We start from the raw sequence: 21,122 nt of genomic DNA, 5'->3' as shown, positions 1-21,122 counted from the left end.
ATGGCGGTAAAAAAAAGTGAACTGTATTCCAGCCTGTGGGCGAGTTGCGACAGCTTGCGCGGCGGTATGGATAGTTCGCAATACAAGGATTACATTCTGACGCTACTGTTCGTTAAGTATGTCTCAGATAAATTTAAAGGCGTTACTTACGGCGAGATTGATGTTCCCAAAGGCGGGAGCTTTGATGATATGCTTGCGCTTATTGGCAACAAGAACATCGGTGAAGAGATGGATAAAATCATCGCCAAACTTGCCGAAGCCAACAATCTCCGAGGAGTTATAGATAACGCGCATTTTAACGATGGAGACAAACTGGGCAAAGGCAAGGAGATGGTCGACAAACTCTCCGAACTGCTCGGCATTTTCCGTGACCAAATGCCAGATTTTTCTAAAAACCGGGCCGATGGCGATGATATTATCGGTGATGCTTATGAATATCTGATGCGAAACTTTGCTACCGAAAGCGGCAAGAGTAAGGGGCAGTTTTATACCCCTGCCGAGGTATCGAGAATTCTTGCCAAGGTCGTAGGTATCGAACATGCCCGCGGCAACGACATTACTCTGTATGATCCGGCATGCGGTTCAGGTTCACTTTTGATTCGAGCCGCCGAAGCCGCGCCCGTTGATGTGGCGATTTATGGGCAGGAAAAAGAGAGTACAACAGCCGGCCTTGCCCGCATGAACCTGGTTTTGCATAATCGTGCAACCGCTGAAATCAAGGGCGGGTACAGTGCATTCTCCGACCCGCAATATATGAATCCAAACGACGACAGCGCGATCCGTCAATTCGATTTTGCTGTGGTCAATCCTCCGTTTTCAGACAAGAACTGGACGCATGGCCTGAAAGAATACGGACGCTTTGATGGTTACGGAGACCGTCCACCGCAGAAAAACGGTGATTTTGCGTGGCTTCTGCACATCATCAAGTCCCTGAAACGTAATGGCAAGGCGGCGGTTATTCTGCCTCACGGTGTTTTATTTCGCGGTAATGCCGAAGCGACGATCCGCCGGTCGCTTATTGATCGCGGCCTGATTAAAGGCATCATCGGCCTGCCATCCAACCTTTTCTACGGCACAGGCATTCCTGCCTGTATCATCGTCATCGATAAGAAAAATTCCGACGAACGCACCGGCACTATCATGATCGACGCAAGCCGCGACTTCATCAAAGACGGCAATAAGAACCGCCTGCGCGAACGGGATGTTTATAAAATCACCACGGTTTTCAATCATCTTGTGGATAATCCAAAGACAAAGACCGATCCGAAATATGCTCGTTTTGTACCTTTCGCGGAAATAAGAAAAAAGAACGCTTACAACCTCAATATTCCCCGTTACATTGACAGCGGAGCGGTCGAGGATATCCAAAATATAGATGGTCACTTGAACGGCGGCATACCTTCCGGCGATGTGGAAAGCCTGTCGCTTTACTGGAAAACATTTCCAAGGCTGCGAGAAGAGTTGTTCAATCCGTTACGCAAGGGCTTTTATTCCCTTGCTGTGGAAAAAGGCACCATTCGGGATACTATCTATGGCGAGCGTGATTTTTCCGCATACGCCGATAAAGTGGAACGCGCCTTTGAACAGTGGGTAAAGAAAGTTGACAGCAGGCTGCGCAACATTAACAGCAAGACAAAGCCGAAACTGCTGATTGCAGAAATTGCCGAAAAAATTATCGAAGAATTTACACCTGTGACGCTCGTAGACAAATATGATGCTTACGAGGTGCTGCTGTCTTATTGGAACGAAACCATGTCCGACGATATGTATCTTGTCGTACAGGACGGCTATAAGGCTGTGCGGAATATCGAGGTGCTCACCAAAACGACTGAAAACAAGAAAACTAAGGTAAAGAAAACTGTAGAAACCGGGTGGGACGGCAAACTCGTGCCGAAAAACCTGATTATAGAAATGTTTTTTTCCGACGAACAGAAAGCCGTTGATAATGCGGATACGATTATCGCGACCGCGCAGGCAGAACTGGATGAAATGCTTGAAAACGCCGAAGAAGATTTCATCATCGGTAAAGTGCTGAAGGACAATGGCAATCTCGATAAAGCGGGGCTGAAAAAACGGCTGAAAGACAAAGAGCTTGATACCGAAGACAAGGCGATTTTGCAAAAGCTGCAAAATTTAATGACGCGAGTTGACGAGGGTACAAAAATGGTCAAAGGTCTTCGTGCCGCTCTCGATAAAAAAGCTCGCGACCAATATGCCGGACTGTCGGATGATGAGTGCATGGAACTGCTCTTAAACCGCAAGTGGTACCGTTCACTTATTACCGGCGTGTATGCGCTTTACACGGCAGTGAGCCACCGTATTTCCGAGCGGGTGACGGAGCTCGCTGACCGCTACGAAAAGACAATGCCACAACTTGAGGTTGATGTTGCTGAGCTTGAAAACAAGGTGAAATCTCATCTGGAAAGGATGGGATATAAATGGTGAAGGAATGGACTTCAAAGCCAATTCAAAAATTGGCAAACATTATTAGCGGAGGAACACCGAGCACGGTTATCAGCGAATACTGGGATGGCAGTATTGTTTGGATTTCCCCAACCGATATTACGAGACAAAAAACCAAATATTTATCCTCGTCGGAACGGAAAATTACAGAAAAAGGTCTTGCAAACAGTGCGGCGGTTCTTTTGCCGACAGGAACACTCCTGCTCTGCACCCGTGCAACCATTGGCGAATTAGCCATAGCAGCACAGCCAACTGCAACGAATCAAGGTTTTAAGAATCTTGTATGTTTCGATAATACAGACAACGAATGGCTTTATTATGCAATTCAGCCTATGAAGTCTAAAATGATAGAATGGGCTTCTGGTTCTACTTTTTTAGAAATTTCAAAAACTGCTCTTGGAAATATTGAGATTCTGACTCCACCTGATAAAGACGAACAACGCGCCATTGCAACCGCGCTGTCGGACACGGACGCATACAGCGCCGCGCTCGAGAAGCTGATAGCCAAGAAACGCACTCTCAAACAAGGTGCAATGCAGGAACTGCTCACAGGCAAGCGCCGCTTGCCGGGATTCAGCGGGGAATGGGTGGAAGAACCATTAAGCAAAGTTCTAAAAATTGGGCATGGCAAGAATCAGCAGGAAATTGAAGTTGCTGGAGGTAAATATCCAATATTAGCAACTAGCGGTGAAATAGGTAGAACGAACACCTTCCTGTATAATCGGCCATCTGTTTTGATTGGTCGAAAAGGAACAATCGACAAGCCGCAGTACATGGATGTGCCATTCTGGACCATTGACACGCTTTTTTATACGATTATTGATGAATCAAAAAACTCCAAGTATCTGTATTATCTTTTTTGCACTATAGATTGGGCGAATCTAAATGAAGCCTCGGGCGTTCCAAGTTTATCGGCAGGAATCATAGAGAAATTTGAAGTATATTGTCCTGATGATAAGAAAGAGCAAACCGCCATCGCTGAAGTCCTCTCCGACATGGATGCAGGAATCGACGCGCTCACCGCAAAGCTGAACAAAGCAAAGTACATCAAGCAAGGCATGATGAGCGAACTGCTCACTGGCAGAATCCGCCTTGTGAAGCAGAACGATGCCGCTGAAACAATTAGCGCTCCGAAGATTATTAAATTACCGAAAGCAAAACCCGCAGAGCAATCGTCTAAAGGGCATAATAAAGCGATAGAAAATGCTGTAATTCTTGGCGTTGTCACAGAGTTGTATGCAACGGAAAAATATCCGCTGACTCCGTTTTATGCACAAAAACTTCCCTATTTGCTACATCGTCACATGGAGGGTGTTGCCATGGGCTATCATAAATTAGCGGCGGGTCCCTATAATGCGGAGTTGAAATATAAAACCGCATTACCGATTGCGAAAACGAACAGATATATCACGACAAAAAAAGCGATCTATAAAGGTACGACATATCAAGCGATGCTTGCGGGAGAGAATATTGACCAGGCAAAAAGATATTTTATAGAATGGCATGGCAGCAACCCTTTGAAATGGCTGGAACAGTTCAAGTACATCAAGAATCGCCGGGATGAGTTAGAACTTCTGACAACAGTGGATATGGCGAGGGTTGAGTTGAGGGAAGCAGGCAAACCGGTAACTGTGAATACTGTAAAGGCAATAATTCAAGCCAGTCAAGAATGGAAAGCAAAGTTGAAGCGGGAAATTTTTTCTGACACCAATATCGCCCGCGCCATCAAATGGAGCAATGAACTTTTTGGATAGAAAGAAGCAAGCCATAATGGATAAGTCAGAGAACAAAATTATCCTTTATCAGGATGAAAACGGCATCACTAAGGTGTCCGTACGTTTCTCCGGCGAGGATATATGGCTGCCCCAGCTTCAAATTGCTGAGATTTATGATACGACACAGCAGAATATCGATCAGCATATTAAGAATATTTATGCTGACGGCGAATTACTGCCGGAGTCAACTTACAAGAAATTCTTGTTAGTTCGCACGGAGGGGCAACGGCAGGTAAAGCGGAATATCGATCATTACAACCTTGATATGATTATCGCTATCGGCTACCGGGTACAGTCGCAGGTCGCCACCCGTTTCCGCCGCTGGGCGACCCAACGATTGCATGAATATATTCAAAAAGGGTTTGCTCTGGATGATGAGCGACTGAAACAGGGCGGCAGCCGGTATTTCCGCGAACTGCTCCAGCGTATCCGTGACATCCGTTCATCGGAGCGGAATTTTTATCAACAGGTCACAGATATTTATGCCACCGCGATCGACTATGATCCCCGTTCGGATATGACAAAAAGCTTCTTTGCCACGGTCCAGAACAAACTGCATTTTGCGGTGCATTCTCATACCGCTGCAGAACTCATTCATGACCGCGTATACAGAGATAAACCTTTCGTGGGTATGACGAATTTTAAGGGAGATTACATCACAAAGGATGATGTAAAAATTGCCAAAAATTATTTGTCTAAGATTGAACTTACCCGGCTGAATCTGCTCGTTTCTCAATTTTTGGACTATGCGGAGTTTCAGGCATTGGAACAGCAGCCCATGGCAATGGCTGATTGGATTTCCGCGCTGGACAATCAGATTATTGCCCTGCGCCGCAAAGTATTACAAGATACGGGACGTATTTCGCATAAAAAGGCTATTGAAAAGGCCGAAAGAGAATTTGAAATTTATCGTGAACGGGAAATGAAGCGGTTTGAAAGTGATTTTGACCGGGCTGTCAAAAAACTCGGATGCTTGAAGAAGTCCGGCGGGGAGGACAATAACCATGCCGAAGATTAACGAAGCTGAGCGTAAAACTCAAGCACGCGTCATTAAGCTGTTTCAGAATACGTTGGGATACACCTATTACGGCGACCGGCGCGACAGAATAAACAGCAATATTGATGCCGATAAACTGACGGCAAATCTTACCGGTCGCGGCTACAGCATGAGCCTCGCGGAGAAAGCGGTCTTTGAACTCCAAAAAACGGCAGGCAACCTGCAACAGGGTTTATACAAAGCCAATCAGGATGTTTATTCGCTTCTAAAATATGGCGCAAAAATCAAAAAAAATTCCGGCGAACCGGAAAAGACCGTGTACTTTATCGACTGGGAGCATCCCCGGAATAACGAGTTTGCCATCGCTGAAGAGGTGACAATTAAGAACAATTCTGAACGCCGGCCTGACCTTGTGATTTACATCAACGGCATCGCCGTAGCGGTAATCGAATTGAAGAAGTCCACTGTTTCTGTTTCGCAAGGCATACGGCAAAACCTCTCAAACCAGAATGAGCATTTTAATAGGCCGTTTTTCACGACCATTCAATTCGTGATGGCGGGCAATTCCAGCGAAGGGTTGCGTTTCGGTACAATTGAAACACCGGAAAAATATTATCTCGAATGGAAAAACGATGCCGTTAATACAACGGCGCAGCCACTTGATGATGTTTCAATAGATATTAATGAGACGTGTGTCTCGCTTCCTGATAAACTGGACTGGCAGTTGTTCAGCATGTTCCAAAAACGGCGTTTTCTCGATCTTGTCCACAACTTTGTCGTATTCGACAAAGGCGTGAAAAAGGTCTGCCGCCATAATCAGTATTTTGGCATCAAAAAAGCCCAAACTAAACTGGACAGAAAACAAGGTGGTATTATCTGGCACACCCAAGGCAGCGGCAAAACGCTGACGATGGTGTGGCTCTCCAAGTGGATACTGGCAACCAATCCCACCGCACGCGTTCTTATTGTCACCGACCGCGACGAACTGGATGATCAAATGGAGAAGGTCTACAAGGGAGTCGACGAACAGGTTTACAGAACATCCTCCTGCGCTGATCTTGTAGATAAGCTGGACAAAACCGACAAGAGACTTATCTGTTCGCTGATTTTCAAATTCGGCGTTCGCACAAACTCCGAAGCCAGTGAACTCCAAGCAAAAAAGTCGGTCGAGCAATTTATAAAAGAGTTAAAGGTCGCTCTACCGGTGAATTTTAAGGCCAAAGGCAATTTTGTTGTGTTTGTGGATGAATGTCATCGAACGCAAAGCGGCCTTTTACACGAAGCAATGAAAGAAATTTTACCGACTGCTATCTTTATTGGTTTCACCGGCACGCCGCTACTCGTCAAAGACAGAAAAACAAGTATTGAGGTTTTTTCGCCGGGATATATCCACACCTATAAGTATGACGAGGCCGTAGCCGATGGCGTTGTTCTCGACCTGCGCTATGAAGCCCGCGATATTGAACAAATTGTTACACAACAAGATAAAATTGACGCTTACTTTGATGCCAAAACCCGCGGGCTGAATGACGCCGCCAAAGCGAAACTCAAGTCAAAATGGGGCAATATGCAGAAGGTCTACTCCTCCCGCAAACGGCTTGAAATTATTGCCGAGGACATTATCGCCGACTTTGACATCAAAAACCGTCTCGCAGACGGGAATGGAAACGCAATGCTTGTGGCAGATTCGATTTACTCCGCCTGTAAGTATTATGAGATATTCCAAACGAGAGGTTTCAGGCAATGCGCTATTGTGACCTCGTTTGTACCGCTTGAAAGTAATCTCCGCACCGAAGCCGAAGATGCAGAGGAATTTGAGAAATACGAAGTTTATAAAAAAATGCTTAATGGACAAAGCGTAGAAGACTTTGAATCCGAAGCGAAACGTAAATTTGTCACAGAACCGGCACAGATGAAATTGCTCATTGTGGTAGACAAGCTGTTGACAGGCTTTGACGCACCGCCCTGCACTTTTCTATATATCGACAAGTCCATGCACGACCACGGTCTGTTCCAAGCCATCTGTCGCGTCAACCGCTTAGATGGCGAAGAAAAAGATTTCGGCTATATCGTGGACTATAAGCAATTATTCGGCAGTTTAGCGAATGCCATTAACAAATACACATCAGGTGCATTCGAGGGATATGCTGCCGAGGACATAGAAGGCCTGATAAAAGACCGGCTGGAAGAAGCAAAAAAATACCTCAACCTGACGCTGGAAGAACTGGACGACCTCTGCGGCGGCGTTCCTGTACCCAGATCTGAAATTGATTATATTTATTACTTTTGCGGCGAAGACGGAGTGGGCGGTATCGATGATGAATCATGTTCTCGCAGCCGCGAAAAGCTGTACAAACTGGTGAACCGTCTCGTTCGTGCCTATGCGGAAATTAAAGGCGAAATGATCGAAGCCGGATATACGCCAATCGAGCTGTCGGAAGTTGATAAGAAAGTCACCTTTTACATTGCGTTGAAAGAAATTATCGGCAATGCCAGCGGTGACTTTATCGACCTCAAATCGTATGAGGCGGATATGCGCCGCCTGATTGATACCTACATCAAAGCCGATGATAGCCGTAAAATCGGTGAATTCGATGATTTCACTCTACTCGACTTTGTGCAGGCACAAGGTGAGAAACTAGGCGGCAAAGGCAAAGAAGCTGTCGCTGAGGCGATTGAAAACAACATTCGCAAAAAGGTAGTCGAAAAAATTCTCATCAATCCGAAGTATTATGAGAAGATGTCGGCCATCCTTGACGAATTGATAAAGGCGCGGCGTGAGGGTGCGATTGCTTACGAACAACTGCTCGAAAAGTATATCGAACTGGTTAAGAACACGGAAACGCCCGAAAACAATGCCCGCTATCCAGACAGTATCCGCCGCAGCGGGGCATTACGGGCTTTCTACGATAATTGTGACGAAGACGAGCAGCTGGCTCTTGCTATTGATGAGGCTGTCCAGAGCAGCAGACAGGCAGACTTCCGTCACAATGAATTTAAAGAACGCAGAATTAAGCAGGCCTTGTATCAGGTTTTAAATGATACAAATGAGGTTGAGCGTGTCTACAATATCGTTGTAGAACAAGGAGAATATTAAGTGCTGAACGTTTCCGGCATACTAATAGAGGTGCACAAGAAAAATATTAAAAATATGCATCTTTACGTCAAGCCGCCGGATGGGCATGTAACGGTATCGGTTCCGCTCTCAATGAGCGATGCGGCGGTAGAACGCTTCGTGCGAACAAAAACCAGCTGGATTAAGAAACAGATCACCAAATTCGACAACCAGCCGCGCCAATCGGAACGTGAGTATGTTTCCGGCGAAACCCTTTATGTCTGGGGCAAGCAATACTATCTTCAAACGGAGTACGGTACCAAAAACTCGTTAGTATTATCCGGTGATAAAGCGATTTTAACCGTCCGCAAAGAAAGCAGCGTCGAACAGCATAAGAACTTTGTACGCGAGTGGTATCGAGAATTGCTAAAAGCGAAAGTTGAACAACTCCTGCCTAAATGGGAAAAAATTACAGGAGTGAAAGTATCAGGATGGCAAACAAAATACATGACGACCCGCTGGGGAACGTGCAATACAAAAACAGGGAAAATATGGTTAAATCTGCAGCTTGCCAAGAAAACACCGGAGTGCCTTGAATATGTCATACTCCATGAATTGGTTCATTTTATCGAAAAAAAACACGATGAAAAATTTATTGCATTGATGGATAGATACATGCCGATGTGGAAAGAGATCAGAATAACATTGAACGGCCAAACTCTCGACTATTTTTACCAAGCCAAGAGATAAACGCCTGTTGCATCAACTTCGGTTTCAATGAACGAAAATAGTAATGTTGCTTAATAAAAAATAAAATTTTTTATAAAAAAATCAAAATAATAAATGACTAAAAACCTTTAAATGAAAAAACTTATTTTTGTCTGCACAGGAAATACATGCCGGAGCCCGATGGCGGAAGGTTTAATGAAAAAACTGCTGCCGCCGGAAAACGGCTGGCGGATTGCGTCAGCCGGTGTATTTGCCGGCGCCGGTTTCCCGGTGAGTCCTAATGCGGTTGCGGCATTAAAAGAAAAGGGTATCGATATTTCAGCGCACCGGTCGCAGCCGCTAACGGAAAAGCTGATTTCCGGCGCCGACCTGCTGATTGCGATGACGCGCGGTCACCTCGATTCAATTCTGCAGTTGGCACCGCAAAGCTCCGGAAAAGTTTTCTTGCTTAAATCGTTCGGCTCAGCAGAATTGGCGGCTGATATTGATGACCCGGCAGGTGAGGCGCTCGGTGTATACCGGCATGTGCGCGATGAAATTGATGCCGCCCTGCCCGATTTAATTATTTACATGCTGGAAGAGAGGAAATAACTGATGAAGATCGCAATTGGTTCAGATCACGGCGGCGTTGAACTAAAGAAAAAGCTCGTTGAAATTCTGAAAAATAGAAATATCGAAATTGACGATGTCGGGTCGTTTACAACGGATTCTGTCGACTATCCGGATTACGCAGCACAGGTTGCTGACAAGGTTTCCACCGGCGATGCAGATCAGGGGATTTTGATCTGCAATACGGGAATCGGCATGAGTATCACGGCGAATAAATTCCGGCGCGTGCGCGCAGCGGTGTGTGTGACGCCGGAGATGGCGAAACTGACGCGTATCCATAATGCCTCAAATATCCTCTGCCTCGGTGCACATAATGTGCCGGATGATGTTTCATTTCAAATTCTCGAAGCGTGGCTGAGCAATAAACCGGAGGAAGGCGGACGCCATGAGCGCCGCGTGAATAAAATCAAGGCGTACGGAAAAACGACCTGCAACGATGCCGGAGCGCTGTATGACTCCGATCCGGAAATTTATAAAGCTATGCGTGAAGAAGATGTGCGCCAGAAACATAACATCGAGCTCATCGCATCTGAAAATATTGTTTCGCTGGCAGTACGTGAAGCACAGGGCTCGCGCATGACCAATAAGTATGCTGAAGGGTATCCGAAAAAACGGTGGTATAACGGTTGTGAATGTGTCGATATCGCCGAACAGACTGCCATCGACCGTGCAAAAGAGCTTTTTGGTGCCGAACACGTGAACGTTCAACCGCATTGCGGCAGCTCCGCCAACATGGCCGCCTATTTTTCCGTACTCGAACCCGGCGATACGATTCTGGCCATGAGCCTCGCGGAAGGCGGACATTTAACGCACGGTCATCCGATGAATTTTTCCGGCCGGTTTTTCAATATCATTCCTTACGGTGTTCACAAAGATACCGAGCAGATTGATTACGATGACGTGCAGCGCCTTGCCGAAAAACATAAACCGCGTATGGTTGTCGCCGGTGCGAGTGCCTATTCGCGCATCATCGATTTTAAGCGGCTGCGCAAAATCGCCGATTCCGTTGGCGCTTATTTAACGGTCGATATGGCACACATCGCCGGACTCATCGCTGCCGGTTGTCACCCCAGCCCGGTGCCGGATGCCGATTTTGTGACGACGACCACGCATAAAACACTGCGTGGTCCGCGCGGCGGCATGATCCTCTGCAAAGAAAAATTTGCAGCGGACATCGACCGGCAGATTTTCCCCGGCCTGCAGGGCGGACCCCTTATGCACGTCATCGCCGCCAAAGCCGTCGCACTCGGTGAAGCGCTCACGCCGGAATTTACGATTTACCAGCAGCAGGTTGTGAAAAATGCTAAAGCTCTTTCCGAAGCAATGCAAACAAACGGCTTCCGTATTGTTTCCGGCGGCACGGATAATCACATGATACTTGTCGACGTCAGCGCCGCAGGGTTCACCGGTAAGGACGTCGCGAATGCACTGGACAAAGCGTCGATCACTGCAAATAAAAACGGCATCCCGTTCGATAAGAAAAGCCCGTTTGTTACTTCCGGTGTACGCCTCGGCACGCCGGCAGTCACCACGCGCGGCATGAAAGAAGCAGATATGGTACAGATCGCTAAATTCTTCAAAGCCGTTACCGAAAATATCGAAAACGAAAAGCACCTGGCTGAACTGCGCACCGAAGTCATCGCGTTTTCAGATCAGTTTCCATTGTTCTAACCGGACTTTTGCGATCTCAGATAGATACGCTAATCACTCTTGAGCCGGTGTGTTTTCGGTTCTATCCGGCAAAAAACCGCCGGCTCCTGCGCCTGCGAGCGCCGATAAATGTGGGCGGGTATTCCTGCCTACCCTTATTCATGGTGCTTGAATGATAAAATTTAATCCGTGAATTGATATGCTTGCTAAATATTCCGGCACGGAATGAATCATCCGTTTTATTGACATCTCGCCGCCTTTCCCATAGATAGTTTGTTTTTACTCCTGGAGCAAAACCCTTGTGAATAATAACGGTAGAATTTTTTATACACTCACCGATGAAGCCCCGGCACTCGCCACACACTCGTTGTTGCCGATCGTTCAGACGTTTACCGGTGCTGCCGGAATCCCTGTTGAACCGTGCGACATTTCGCTTGCCAGACGGGTCCTCGCCGCGTTCCCTGATTTTCTTACTGAGGAACAGCGCGTTGCTGATGATCTCGCCAAACTCGGCGCACTGACGCTGAATCCCGAAGCAAACATTATTAAACTGCCGAATATTTCTGCATCCGTTCCGCAACTGAAAGCGTGTATTGCCGAACTGCAATCACAAGGATTTGCCCTGCCCGATTATGAAGATCCGGCAGCTCAGGCGCGCTACGACAGAATTAAAGGCAGCGCCGTCAATCCGGTACTGCGCGAAGGAAATTCCGACCGCCGTGCTGCCGCCGCCGTAAAACAGTATGCCCGGAATAATCCGCATCACATGGGGACATGGTCGCCGGAATCAAAATCCATTGTCTCCAGCATGTCTGCCGGTGATTTTTATGGTAATGAAAAATCAGTGACTGTTTCCGAAGCAACCACGGTAAAAATTGAACTGATCAGCGATTCCGGCGATGTGATTATGCTTAAAGAAAAGCTGACATTGCAAACCGGTGAAGTGTTTGATGGAACGTTCATGAGTGTTAAAGCACTTGATCAGTTTTTTGCTGAACAGATCGATATTGCAAAAAACGCCGGCCTTCTTTTTTCAGTGCACTTAAAAGCTACGATGATGAAAGTGTCCGACCCGATTATTTTCGGACACTGCGTTAATGTTTTCTTCGCATCGGTTTTTAAAAAACACACCGGAATTTTAAAAAAACTTGGTGTAGACACACGCAACGGGCTCGGCGATCTTTATGCAAAAATTGCCGCGCTGCCGCCGGAACAACAAGCGGAAATTGAAGCAGATTTGAATGCCGTTTATGAATCCTCACCGGATATCGCCATGGTTGATTCCGCCAGGGGTGTCACGAATCTGCATGTGCCGAGCGACATTATTATTGATGCATCCATGCCGGCTGCCATCCGTGCATCCGGGAAAATGTGGAATAAAACCGGCAGACAGCAGGACACCAACTTTATTATTCCCGACCGCAGTTACGCCGGCGTTTATGCCGAAACCATTAACTTCTGTAAAACGAACGGCGCGTTTGATCCAGTCACCATGGGCACCATTCCGAACGTCGGACTCATGGCACAAAAAGCCGAAGAGTACGGCTCGCACGATAAAACGTTTGAAATTCCGGCAGCGGGAACTGTGCGTGTGATTGATACTGCCGGAAAACTTTTAATGGAACATAAGGTTGAGGCCGGTGACATCTGGCGCGCATGCCAAACTAAAGATGCGCCGGTTCGCGACTGGGTTAAACTTGCCGTTACCCGTGCGCGTATCACCGGCACACCGGCAATTTTCTGGCTTGATCCCAACCGTGCACACGATGCACAGCTTATCAAAAAAGTTAAAATGTATTTGGAAGACCACGACACCGCCGGAATAGATCTCCGTATTCTTGCGCCGGTCGAAGCCACACGCGTTACACTTGAGCGCGCCAAAGCGGGACTTGATACCATTTCCGTTACCGGTAACGTGCTGCGCGATTATCTCACCGACCTTTTCCCGATTCTCGAACTCGGCACCAGCGCAAAAATGCTCTCCATTGTTCCGCTTATGAACGGCGGCGGCCTTTTTGAAACCGGCGCCGGCGGTTCCGCACCGAAACACGTGCAGCAGTTTTTAAACGAAAACTATCTGCGCTGGGATTCGCTTGGTGAATTTCTCGCACTCAGCGTTTCACTGGAACACCTTGCCATTGTTTTTAAAAATCCGAAAGCACAGGTGCTTGCTGAAACACTCGATACCGCGAATACAAAATTTCTTATGGAAAATAAATCGCCGGTACGCAAACTCGGTGGACTCGATAACCGCGGCAGTCACTTCTATCTCGCACTCTACTGGGCTGAAGCACTCGCGGCACAGGATAAAGATATTGCACTGAAAAATAAATTTATACCGCTTGCAAACGCATTAAAACGCAACGAACAGAAAATTACCGGCGAATTAAATTCCGTGCAGGGTCAACCCGTTAATATCGGCGGCTATTACCGCCCTGATAAAAAATTAACTTCTGCAGCGATGCGCCCGAGCAAAACGTTTAACACCGCACTGGAACGCATTATTCGAGATTGAATTCAAATTCAAAATACAGCGTTTTCGCCGTCGGCAGAGGCTGCCCGAACTCTTTGCCGGGCAGTTGTGAAATCATTCGGTTCAGTGCGTTTTTTAACATGGAATGTCCGTGCCCGCCGGTAATGTCTGTTGCTGTGATTCTGCCCTCTTCAGAGATTCTTACAGTTAAACTGAACCGCCCTGTACGCCCTTCGCGCTCCATCACTGCCGGATAATATTTTTCTTTTTCAATCAATCCCTGGACCCACATGATCAGCGCATCGGCCGGCACCGTCGCGATTTCCGGCGCGGCGGCCTCCTGCGTAATTTGCGCGTTCGATTCCACCGATTCCTGAACCGAGTTGTTCTCAGCTTCCGACGGAAGCTCTTGCAGTGAAATTTCTGTTTCCGGTTCCGGCGGCAGCAGTTCTTCTTCTGTCAAAACTTCCGGCACCGGCGGTTCTTCGTTCGTCAAAACTTCCGGCGCCGCCTGCAATTCAATTTGCGTAAAACTTATTTTTACCGCCGGCAGACTGAACTGCGCCGGAGTGTTTTTCGGCAAATTCCGATGCCACAAATAAACCAGAACTCCGCCAAAAAAAAATGTAAGGCAGGTTAACAACAGAGCCAGCAATTGACAGTTGCGCTGAATAACACAACCGCGACCTCCCCCTGGCGCTGCTTCCGCTTTTTCAGGACGCGACATCCCTGTCACGTCTGTTTTGTCTTTGCGTTCCTTCACATGAATTCGCGGTTAATTTTACTTTCCGTCTGCCGGCAGCGTTGTGATTGAAATATCTTCACGATTCAACTGACGCGCCTCATCTACCACCGCCAGAAACGCACCGAACGGCGCGGCGCGGTCGACAAACAGATTGATGCCAAGCTCAGGACTCGCACTGATCAATACGGGAATTTCAGAACGTTCAATTTGAATGCCGGCGTGAAAAATTCCTCCGGCGGCATCAATTGTAAAAACAAGTTGCTCTTTACGTTCTGCCACTGCAGACGCCGACGCCGCTTTTGCCAGATTTACCGGCATTGATGGACGAATGAATGAGGAAGAAATGAAAAAGAAAACCAGCAGAATGAAAACCATATCAATCAGCGGTGTTAGATCAATTCCATCGTCTGGTTCATTATTTAATGAAAAATCGTCAAACATAATGGTGAAAATTTAAATTAGGTATTATTTTCATCGTAACCGTGAATGAGCGTGAGTTTTTGCGAAAGAGGAAGTAAAGCATAGCGTTGGCTCTTAGAGTCAATTTTTATTCCAGCTCTGAAAACCGACTCGATAATTGTGTGATTTTTATACATTTCTGTGGCTCTAATTTTCTCAGCATACTTTTAGTTCTCAGTTTGAGCTGACGCTTCCCCTTTTGCCATAAGATGACGAATATCTTCGATACAATCAATCATCAGCGCCCGCACACGCAGGCGCAGCAGATAATAAGCCAGCAGTGTCGGCAGTGCAACCGTCAACCCCATAATCGTTGTTATCAGCGCTTCCCAAATGCCACCGGCGAGCACGGAATTATCCGCCGCCGCCGTCAGTGACATTGCGTGGAATACGCGCGAAATTCCGAGCACCGTTCCGAGCAGTCCGAGCAGAGGTGACATCACCGAAATCAGTCGTAAACTTGTCAGCGCCACATAAATTGAACTGAAACTCCGTTGAAAAAGATATTGCACCTCATCCTGGATTTCCGCGCGTAAAGGTTTATTTGAAAGCGTCGTCCACAGCACCGTACTGAGCGGATTGCGCGCCGCCAGTTTTTCGTCTACCGGATCGGGCTGGTTCAACGCTGTAAAAAATCTACGATATCCGCGCGGCACCCATAGTAGATAAATCACACCATAGAAAAAAAGATACACCGCTGCAAACGCCAGCACCGCAATCGCTGCGCCGGACGGACCGATTTTATCATATACCGCAGTAAACATATTATTCTCCAAACTTGAGAGCATACGCCCTTCACAAGACGGGATTCAACTCCTCATTTTACCAGAACCTTCGTGCGCTCCATGGTAAATTTAAAAGATAATATTCGCCGCCATCAACCCTGATCCACCGGATACCGCAGCCGTACATGCGCTGTTGAAATTGTCGCCGTTGAAAACGGAGTAATTATTGATTCAACCGCCGAAGGATCATTGCTGGCGCGGACGATTGCGGTACACAATATTCATCTTAAAGATACCGTCTTAGCGATAACTTTAACGAGGTCGAGAATTCTGCAGGAGTAGCCCCGTTCGCTATCGTAACGGGAGACAACTGTGACGAATGTACCGGCGAGTTGAATTTCAGTTAGAACGGCTTCCGTTTTTAATTTACTGTTCGCAATAAAAACGCCGCCGGACGGCGCGACTGTCCGCCGTACGAATGGGAATTTTGTAAAAACAATGCTTACCGGCACAGAGCAGCCTGCCATTTTTATCGACTACGCTGCCGTTCCACGGTGACTTCAATCTGTAAAATCCGGTGCGCATATTTCAGTCCGGTTTTGAAATACCGGACTGCTTGACCAAACCGGCGGCATCCCATAGTCTTTCCTGTTTTTACGTTTCTGTAAATCAGGAGAATTTTGATGAAGGTTGCTAAGAAGAATATCGGGCCGTGCCGCGAACTGCTGAAGATTACAGTTCCGGCAGAACGTGTTGCCGCAGAACGCGCCGAGCTGCTGAACTGGTACGCTAAAGGCGCTGCCGTTCCCGGATTTCGTAAAGGCCGTGCACCGAAGGCACTGGTTGAAAGGCGCTATGCCAAGGAAATTGCCGAAGATTTAAAGGATCGCGCAATACCGAAATTTTACCATGAGGCACTGGAGCAGGAGAATATTAAAGTGGTTGCGGTGGTGGATGCCAGCGAACCGAAGCTGGAAGAAGGTCGACCGCTGGAGTTTGAAGTCACCATTGATGTGCCGCCGGAGTTTAAACTGCCAAAATATCAGGGCATTCCCTTAAAAGCGGAAAGCACGGATGTGACAGAGCGGCAGGTTAATGAAATGCTGGAAAGTATCCGCCGGCAGCACGCAACGTTTGAAGACATTACCGGCCGTGCCGCCGATCAAGGCGATATGGTGCAGGTTTCCTATGAGGCAGCGATTGACGGTAAGCCGCTGGAAGATGTTATCCCGACAGCTAAAGGCATGGGGCGCGGCACCGGCTACTGGATTACCTGTAACGATGAATCGTTCCTGCCGGGCATGGGTAAAGCACTGATTAAATCGGAAATCGGAGACAAAAAAGAGGTCCCCGTAAAGTTTCCGGCGGACTTTATTGTAAAAGAACTTGCCGGCAAAAAAGCGGAATACACGGTTGAGGTGACCGGTATGCGCGAAACCAGGCTGCCGGAACTGAATGAAGAATTTTTCAACCGCATCCGCGTTGCGAACGAGGACGAACTGCGCAAGAATATTCGTGCGCATCTTGAAGAAGCGGCACAGAGTCGCGAAAACGCGCGCCGGCAGAATGAAGTTTGTGAATTCCTGCTGAAAAAAACAAAACTGGATGTACCGGAATCGGATGTAAAGCAGCAGACACGTATGCTGGTTTATGATATAACACGGCAGCGCCTGATGAACGGTATGTCGCGCGAGCAGGTGGAGGAAAAGCGCGATGAGCTGTTGAAAGAAGCGGAAGGCAAAGCCGATGAACAGGTGAAACTGCGTTACATCACGATGACAATAGCCGATGCTGAAAATATTCATGTTGCCGATCAGGAGGTTTCCGACGAAATCGTACGAATGGCAGTTCGTCAGCGCCGCGATGCGGCGGAATACCGCAAGCAGCTCGAAAAAGATGACCAGCTTGAAGACGTGCGCGACCAGATCCGTTTCGGCAAAGTGCTCGACCATCTGCTCGCAAATGCAAAAGTAAAATAAGGAGACATCATGGACGAAAAAGCTTCGATGCTGATTCCTATTGTGATCGAACAGACCGGACGCGGTGAGCGTTCGTACGATATTTATTCACGCCTGCTTAAAGAGCGCATCATTTTTCTCGGCACGGCGATCAATGATGATATCAGCAATCTGGTGGTTGCGCAGCTTCTGTTTTTGCAGAGCGAAGATGCGGAGAAAGAAATAAGTATGTACATTAATTCCCCCGGCGGCGTCGTAACGGCCGGCATGGCAATTTATGATACGATGCAGTTTTTAAAATGTCCGATCACTACCTATTGCATCGGCCAGGCTTCCAGTATGGGTGCAGTGCTGCTCACCGCCGGCACGAAAGGCCGGCGCTATGCACTGCCGAATGCACGCATTATGATCCATCAGCCGCTTGGCGGATCGCAGGGACAGGCAACGGACATAGAAATTCAGACGAAAGAAATTCTGCGCATGAAACGCCGGCTCAACGAAATTATCGCCGAACATTCCGGCAAACCGTTGAAGACTGTTGAAAAAGATACGGACCGCGATTTCTTTATGTCCGCTGAGGAGGCGGTAAAATACGGATTGATCGACGCCGTTGTGTCAAAACAGATGTAATGTGTAATACCGGCTCCTGGAACCGGTTCAATTAACAAAATCAATGAGTAAAACGAAATCCATCTGTGCATTCTGCGGACAAGCAGAGTCGAAAAATACGCCGCTGATTCACGGCCCGGATGGCATTAATATTTGCAACAGCTGTGTTGATCTGTGCGGCAATATTTTCGCCCAGCAGGCCAAACAGCCGCCGCCGGCAAAAGAAATTAAACTGCTCAAACCGCATGAAATTAAAGCTCGGCTGGATGAATATGTCATCGGACAGGAAAATGCCAAGCGCGTACTTTCCGTTGCAGTACATAATCATTATAAACGCATGACAGATACGACGGCGCAGGATGACGGCGTTGAGCTTGAGAAAAGTAATGTGCTGCTCGTCGGTCCGACCGGTTCCGGCAAAACGCTGCTCGCCAAAACACTTGCGCGTATTCTCGATGTCCCGTATGCCATCACGGATGCCACCACTGTGACCGAAGCCGGCTACGTCGGCGAAGATGTTGAAAGCATCCTGCTTTCTCTGCTGCAGAACTCCGACTTTGATACAAAACGCGCTGAACGCGGCATTATTTACATTGATGAAATTGATAAAATCGGACGCAAAACTGATAATGTTTCGATCACGCGCGATGTTTCCGGCGAAGGCGTACAGCAGGCACTGTTGAAAATTATTGAGGGCACCGTTGCCAGCATCCCGCCGAAAGGCGGCCGCAAGCATCCGCAGGAGCAATACATCAAGCTCGATACGAGCAACATCCTTTTCATTGTTGGCGGCGCATTTGTCGGCATTGAGGAGATCATCAAGCGCCGCACCGAAAATAAAATGCTCGGCTTCAGCGCAATGACCAATGCGGCACCGGAAGAGTGGCGCCCGCAGACAATGGACATAGAGCCGGAAGATTTATTGAAATTCGGACTCATTCCGGAATTCATTGGACGTCTGCCGCTCACAGTTCAACTGCAGGAACTTACCGAAGACGATCTTGTGCACATTCTCACTCAGCCGAAAAACTCCATGATTAAGCAGTATAAAAAGCTGCTCGCTATGGATGGTGTAGAACTGGACTTTGATGACGATGCACTGCGTGCGCTCGCACAAATGGCACTGAAACGGAAAACCGGTGCGCGCGGACTCCGCGCAATTCTCGAACATCTTATGCTCGACGTCATGTATGAAGTTCCGCAGCGCGACGATATTACGCATTGCCGCATCACTAAAGATGTTGTCGAAGGCCGCACACATCCCATCGAGCTCCGCACAAAAAAGAAAAAATCTGCATAGCAGACGCAGCAATCCCCTGTTGCATTCACGGTCACCAGAAAATTTAATTTTCAGACTGGAGACTGACGGATGCGTCTGAACACCAGTCCGTCACTGTCGCGCCATCACCGCCGGCTTCACTGTGCCGGTAAATTGTATCTGTGCCGGACTGATTTTCGATCAAGATACCACCCCGGTGCCGCATGACAGGCTATTTATGGAAATCAGGTGGTTAATAACAGAAAACTCCCCGCGATTCGTCACGGGGAGCTCTATTCTGTGTTAAAAAATCTAAATTTTATATCGTGGTGATTTCGTCATAAAATTTTATAAGTTCGTTTTTTTCACTGCTTTCGCGCAGTTTCATGGCCGCGCGCGGATGCTGATTAATCTGTCCGGTAACCATATATGGAATGCTGTATCCCCAATCAACAGTTTCTTTCAACGGCAGCGTCCATTTTTCAACCGCTTCGATAACCGGACGCAATTTGAATTTTGGATTGCGCAGAAATCCCAGCAACAGTTCGGTGGGACAGTTTCCGGCACCGCGCCCCAGTCCGTCAATGGTTGAATCAAGCATTGTCGCACCGTGAATCGCCGCGAAAATCGTATTTGAATACGCCAGCTGCTGATTGTTGTGGGCATGAATTCCGACCTGTTTGCCGCCTTCCATAGCGGACAGATACCGGCGCATCAGATCATCGATCTGTTCAAAGTAAAGGGAGCCGAAACTGTCGACCAGGTAAACCATATCAGCCTCACTTTTCCCGATCAGCTCCAGTCCTTTATTCAGTTTAAATTCCGGCACCGTTGAAATCGCCATCAGATTTACCGAAACCTCATATCCTTTATCTTTTGCATCTTTCACCATGTCCAGTGCTGCCGGAATCTGGTTGATGTAGCAGGCGACGCGCACGAGATCTATGACACTTTTTTCTGCCGGCACGATATCACTTTCAACCGTACGCCCGACATCGGCCATCACACTGATTTTAATTTCCGGCGCTTCTTTCTCAAAAAAACGGTTCAGGCTGTCTTCATCACAGCATTTCCAGATCCCGTATTCAGAGGGATCAAACAGTTGTTTATCCGCTTTATAGCCGATTTCCATATAATCTACACCGGCATTAACAAGAGCATGATAAATTCCCCGCACAAAATCGTCGCTGAATTGATGCTTATTCATCAATCCACCGTCACGGATTGTACAATCCAGCACTTTCAACTGCGGCCAGTAATCTACCCATTCGCTGCTTTTATCTTTTTTTTGTTTTGCTGTTTTTCGTTCTTTCACTGCTGTTTCACTTTTCATAGCCGCACTCCTTTCTTTCATGCGGGAGATCGCTTCGTTTAAATCTGTCGTCTGAAGTGATTCCGAATACTGAACACCTTCTATTCGCTGGCGCCAGTAATAGATACCGCCGCGCATTTTTAAATTTCTGATGCCTGTTCCTTTAAATCTATCCATTCACATCACCTTAATTTAATTTTTATGATGCGCCTATGATGCGCTTGATGATTTACGAAAGCAACCTTTATCTGATAAATATTGAATCATCTCCTCGTTTAACATAATATCTGCAAATTATTTCATCA

15 protein-coding genes are annotated in these 21,122 nt (G+C 47.4%); 11 read left to right on the top strand and 4 right to left on the bottom strand.

Annotated features, from left to right (window positions below; translation table 11 throughout):
- The 8 genes from WC959_08000 to WC959_07965 all read left to right on the top strand — a co-directional run bounded on the left by WC959_08000 (nucleotide 1) and on the right by WC959_07965 (nucleotide 13,793).
- Entirely contained in the window at nucleotides 1-2,445 is a 2,445-nt protein-coding gene (locus WC959_08000; GenBank protein ID MFA5689076.1) for a class I SAM-dependent DNA methyltransferase, read from the top strand.
- A complete protein-coding gene (locus WC959_07995) occupies nucleotides 2,439-4,217 on the top strand; it encodes a restriction endonuclease subunit S (GenBank protein ID MFA5689075.1) in 1,779 nt (592 codons plus the stop codon). The genes WC959_08000 and WC959_07995 overlap by 7 nt, the downstream gene beginning before the upstream one ends.
- Complete coding sequence (locus WC959_07990; protein MFA5689074.1) at nucleotides 4,201-5,256, top strand: virulence RhuM family protein; 1,056 nt, start codon at nucleotides 4,201-4,203, stop codon at nucleotides 5,254-5,256. The genes WC959_07995 and WC959_07990 overlap by 17 nt, the downstream gene beginning before the upstream one ends.
- Nucleotides 5,243-8,332, top strand: a complete 3,090-nt coding sequence (locus tag WC959_07985) for a type I restriction endonuclease subunit R (GenBank protein MFA5689073.1) — start codon at nucleotides 5,243-5,245, stop codon at nucleotides 8,330-8,332. Before WC959_07990 ends, WC959_07985 begins: the two co-directional genes overlap by 14 nt.
- A complete protein-coding gene (locus tag WC959_07980; protein MFA5689072.1) occupies nucleotides 8,333-9,040 on the top strand; it encodes a SprT family zinc-dependent metalloprotease in 708 nt (235 codons plus the stop codon).
- Between the two features lie 111 nt (nucleotides 9,041-9,151).
- Nucleotides 9,152-9,610, top strand: coding sequence for a low molecular weight protein arginine phosphatase (locus WC959_07975; protein ID MFA5689071.1), 459 nt, complete (start codon nucleotides 9,152-9,154; stop codon nucleotides 9,608-9,610).
- A gap of 3 nt (nucleotides 9,611-9,613) precedes the next feature.
- Complete coding sequence (gene rpiB / locus WC959_07970) at nucleotides 9,614-11,299, top strand: ribose 5-phosphate isomerase B (protein MFA5689070.1); 1,686 nt, start codon at nucleotides 9,614-9,616, stop codon at nucleotides 11,297-11,299.
- A 280-nt stretch (nucleotides 11,300-11,579) separates the two neighbouring features.
- Nucleotides 11,580-13,793 (top strand): NADP-dependent isocitrate dehydrogenase, encoded by a 2,214-nt coding sequence (locus WC959_07965; GenBank protein ID MFA5689069.1) that lies wholly within the window; start codon nucleotides 11,580-11,582, stop codon nucleotides 13,791-13,793.
- Here the strand turns inward: WC959_07965 and WC959_07960 are convergent.
- From WC959_07960 to WC959_07950, 3 genes are all read right to left on the bottom strand, one after another.
- A complete protein-coding gene (locus WC959_07960; protein ID MFA5689068.1) occupies nucleotides 13,780-14,514 on the bottom strand; it encodes an energy transducer TonB in 735 nt (244 codons plus the stop codon). The two genes, WC959_07965 and WC959_07960, sit on opposite strands and share 14 nt — an antisense overlap.
- Before the next feature lie 18 nt (nucleotides 14,515-14,532).
- Complete coding sequence (locus WC959_07955) at nucleotides 14,533-14,937, bottom strand: biopolymer transporter ExbD (protein ID MFA5689067.1); 405 nt, start codon at nucleotides 14,935-14,937, stop codon at nucleotides 14,533-14,535.
- A gap of 185 nt (nucleotides 14,938-15,122) precedes the next feature.
- Nucleotides 15,123-15,719 (bottom strand): MotA/TolQ/ExbB proton channel family protein, encoded by a 597-nt coding sequence (locus tag WC959_07950; GenBank protein MFA5689066.1) that lies wholly within the window; start codon nucleotides 15,717-15,719, stop codon nucleotides 15,123-15,125.
- 644 nt (nucleotides 15,720-16,363) lie between these two features.
- On the opposite strand from WC959_07950, the gene tig reads away from it, so the two are divergent.
- From tig to clpX, 3 genes are read left to right on the top strand one after another with little or no spacing between them, the layout of a single operon-like run.
- A complete protein-coding gene (tig, locus tag WC959_07945) occupies nucleotides 16,364-17,659 on the top strand; it encodes a trigger factor (protein ID MFA5689065.1) in 1,296 nt (431 codons plus the stop codon).
- A 9-nt stretch (nucleotides 17,660-17,668) separates the two neighbouring features.
- A complete protein-coding gene (gene clpP / locus WC959_07940) occupies nucleotides 17,669-18,268 on the top strand; it encodes an ATP-dependent Clp endopeptidase proteolytic subunit ClpP (GenBank protein MFA5689064.1) in 600 nt (199 codons plus the stop codon).
- 43 nt (nucleotides 18,269-18,311) lie between these two features.
- Nucleotides 18,312-19,547 (top strand): ATP-dependent Clp protease ATP-binding subunit ClpX, encoded by a 1,236-nt coding sequence (gene clpX / locus WC959_07935; GenBank protein ID MFA5689063.1) that lies wholly within the window; start codon nucleotides 18,312-18,314, stop codon nucleotides 19,545-19,547.
- Between the two features lie 277 nt (nucleotides 19,548-19,824).
- Here clpX and WC959_07930 read toward each other — a convergent pair whose 3' ends face one another.
- Nucleotides 19,825-20,994 carry an aldolase catalytic domain-containing protein gene (locus tag WC959_07930; protein MFA5689062.1) on the bottom strand — a complete coding sequence of 390 codons (1,170 nt, stop codon included), beginning with the start codon at nucleotides 20,992-20,994 and terminating at the stop codon, nucleotides 19,825-19,827.
- Nucleotides 20,995-21,122 lie beyond the last annotated feature (128 nt).

This window comes from Kiritimatiellales bacterium, assembly GCA_041656295.1.
Taxonomy (GTDB): Bacteria; Verrucomicrobiota; Kiritimatiellia; order Kiritimatiellales; family Tichowtungiaceae; genus Tichowtungia.
This window is presented reverse-complemented; position numbering and strand designations above follow the sequence as displayed.

Coding starts and splice junctions, on each gene's coding strand:
- WC959_08000 (MFA5689076.1), top strand. CDS start 1: ATGGCGGTAAAAAAAAGTGAACTGTATTCCAGCCTGTGGGCGAGTTGC.
- WC959_07995 (MFA5689075.1), top strand. CDS start 2,439: ATGGTGAAGGAATGGACTTCAAAGCCAATTCAAAAATTGGCAAACATT.
- WC959_07990 (MFA5689074.1), top strand. CDS start 4,201: ATGAACTTTTTGGATAGAAAGAAGCAAGCCATAATGGATAAGTCAGAG.
- WC959_07985 (MFA5689073.1), top strand. CDS start 5,243: ATGCCGAAGATTAACGAAGCTGAGCGTAAAACTCAAGCACGCGTCATT.
- WC959_07975 (MFA5689071.1), top strand. CDS start 9,152: ATGAAAAAACTTATTTTTGTCTGCACAGGAAATACATGCCGGAGCCCG.
- rpiB (MFA5689070.1), top strand. CDS start 9,614: ATGAAGATCGCAATTGGTTCAGATCACGGCGGCGTTGAACTAAAGAAA.
- WC959_07955 (MFA5689067.1), bottom strand. CDS start 14,937: ATGTTTGACGATTTTTCATTAAATAATGAACCAGACGATGGAATTGAT.
- WC959_07950 (MFA5689066.1), bottom strand. CDS start 15,719: ATGTTTACTGCGGTATATGATAAAATCGGTCCGTCCGGCGCAGCGATT.
- tig (MFA5689065.1), top strand. CDS start 16,364: ATGAAGGTTGCTAAGAAGAATATCGGGCCGTGCCGCGAACTGCTGAAG.
- clpP (MFA5689064.1), top strand. CDS start 17,669: ATGGACGAAAAAGCTTCGATGCTGATTCCTATTGTGATCGAACAGACC.
- clpX (MFA5689063.1), top strand. CDS start 18,312: ATGAGTAAAACGAAATCCATCTGTGCATTCTGCGGACAAGCAGAGTCG.
- WC959_07930 (MFA5689062.1), bottom strand. CDS start 20,994: ATGGATAGATTTAAAGGAACAGGCATCAGAAATTTAAAAATGCGCGGC.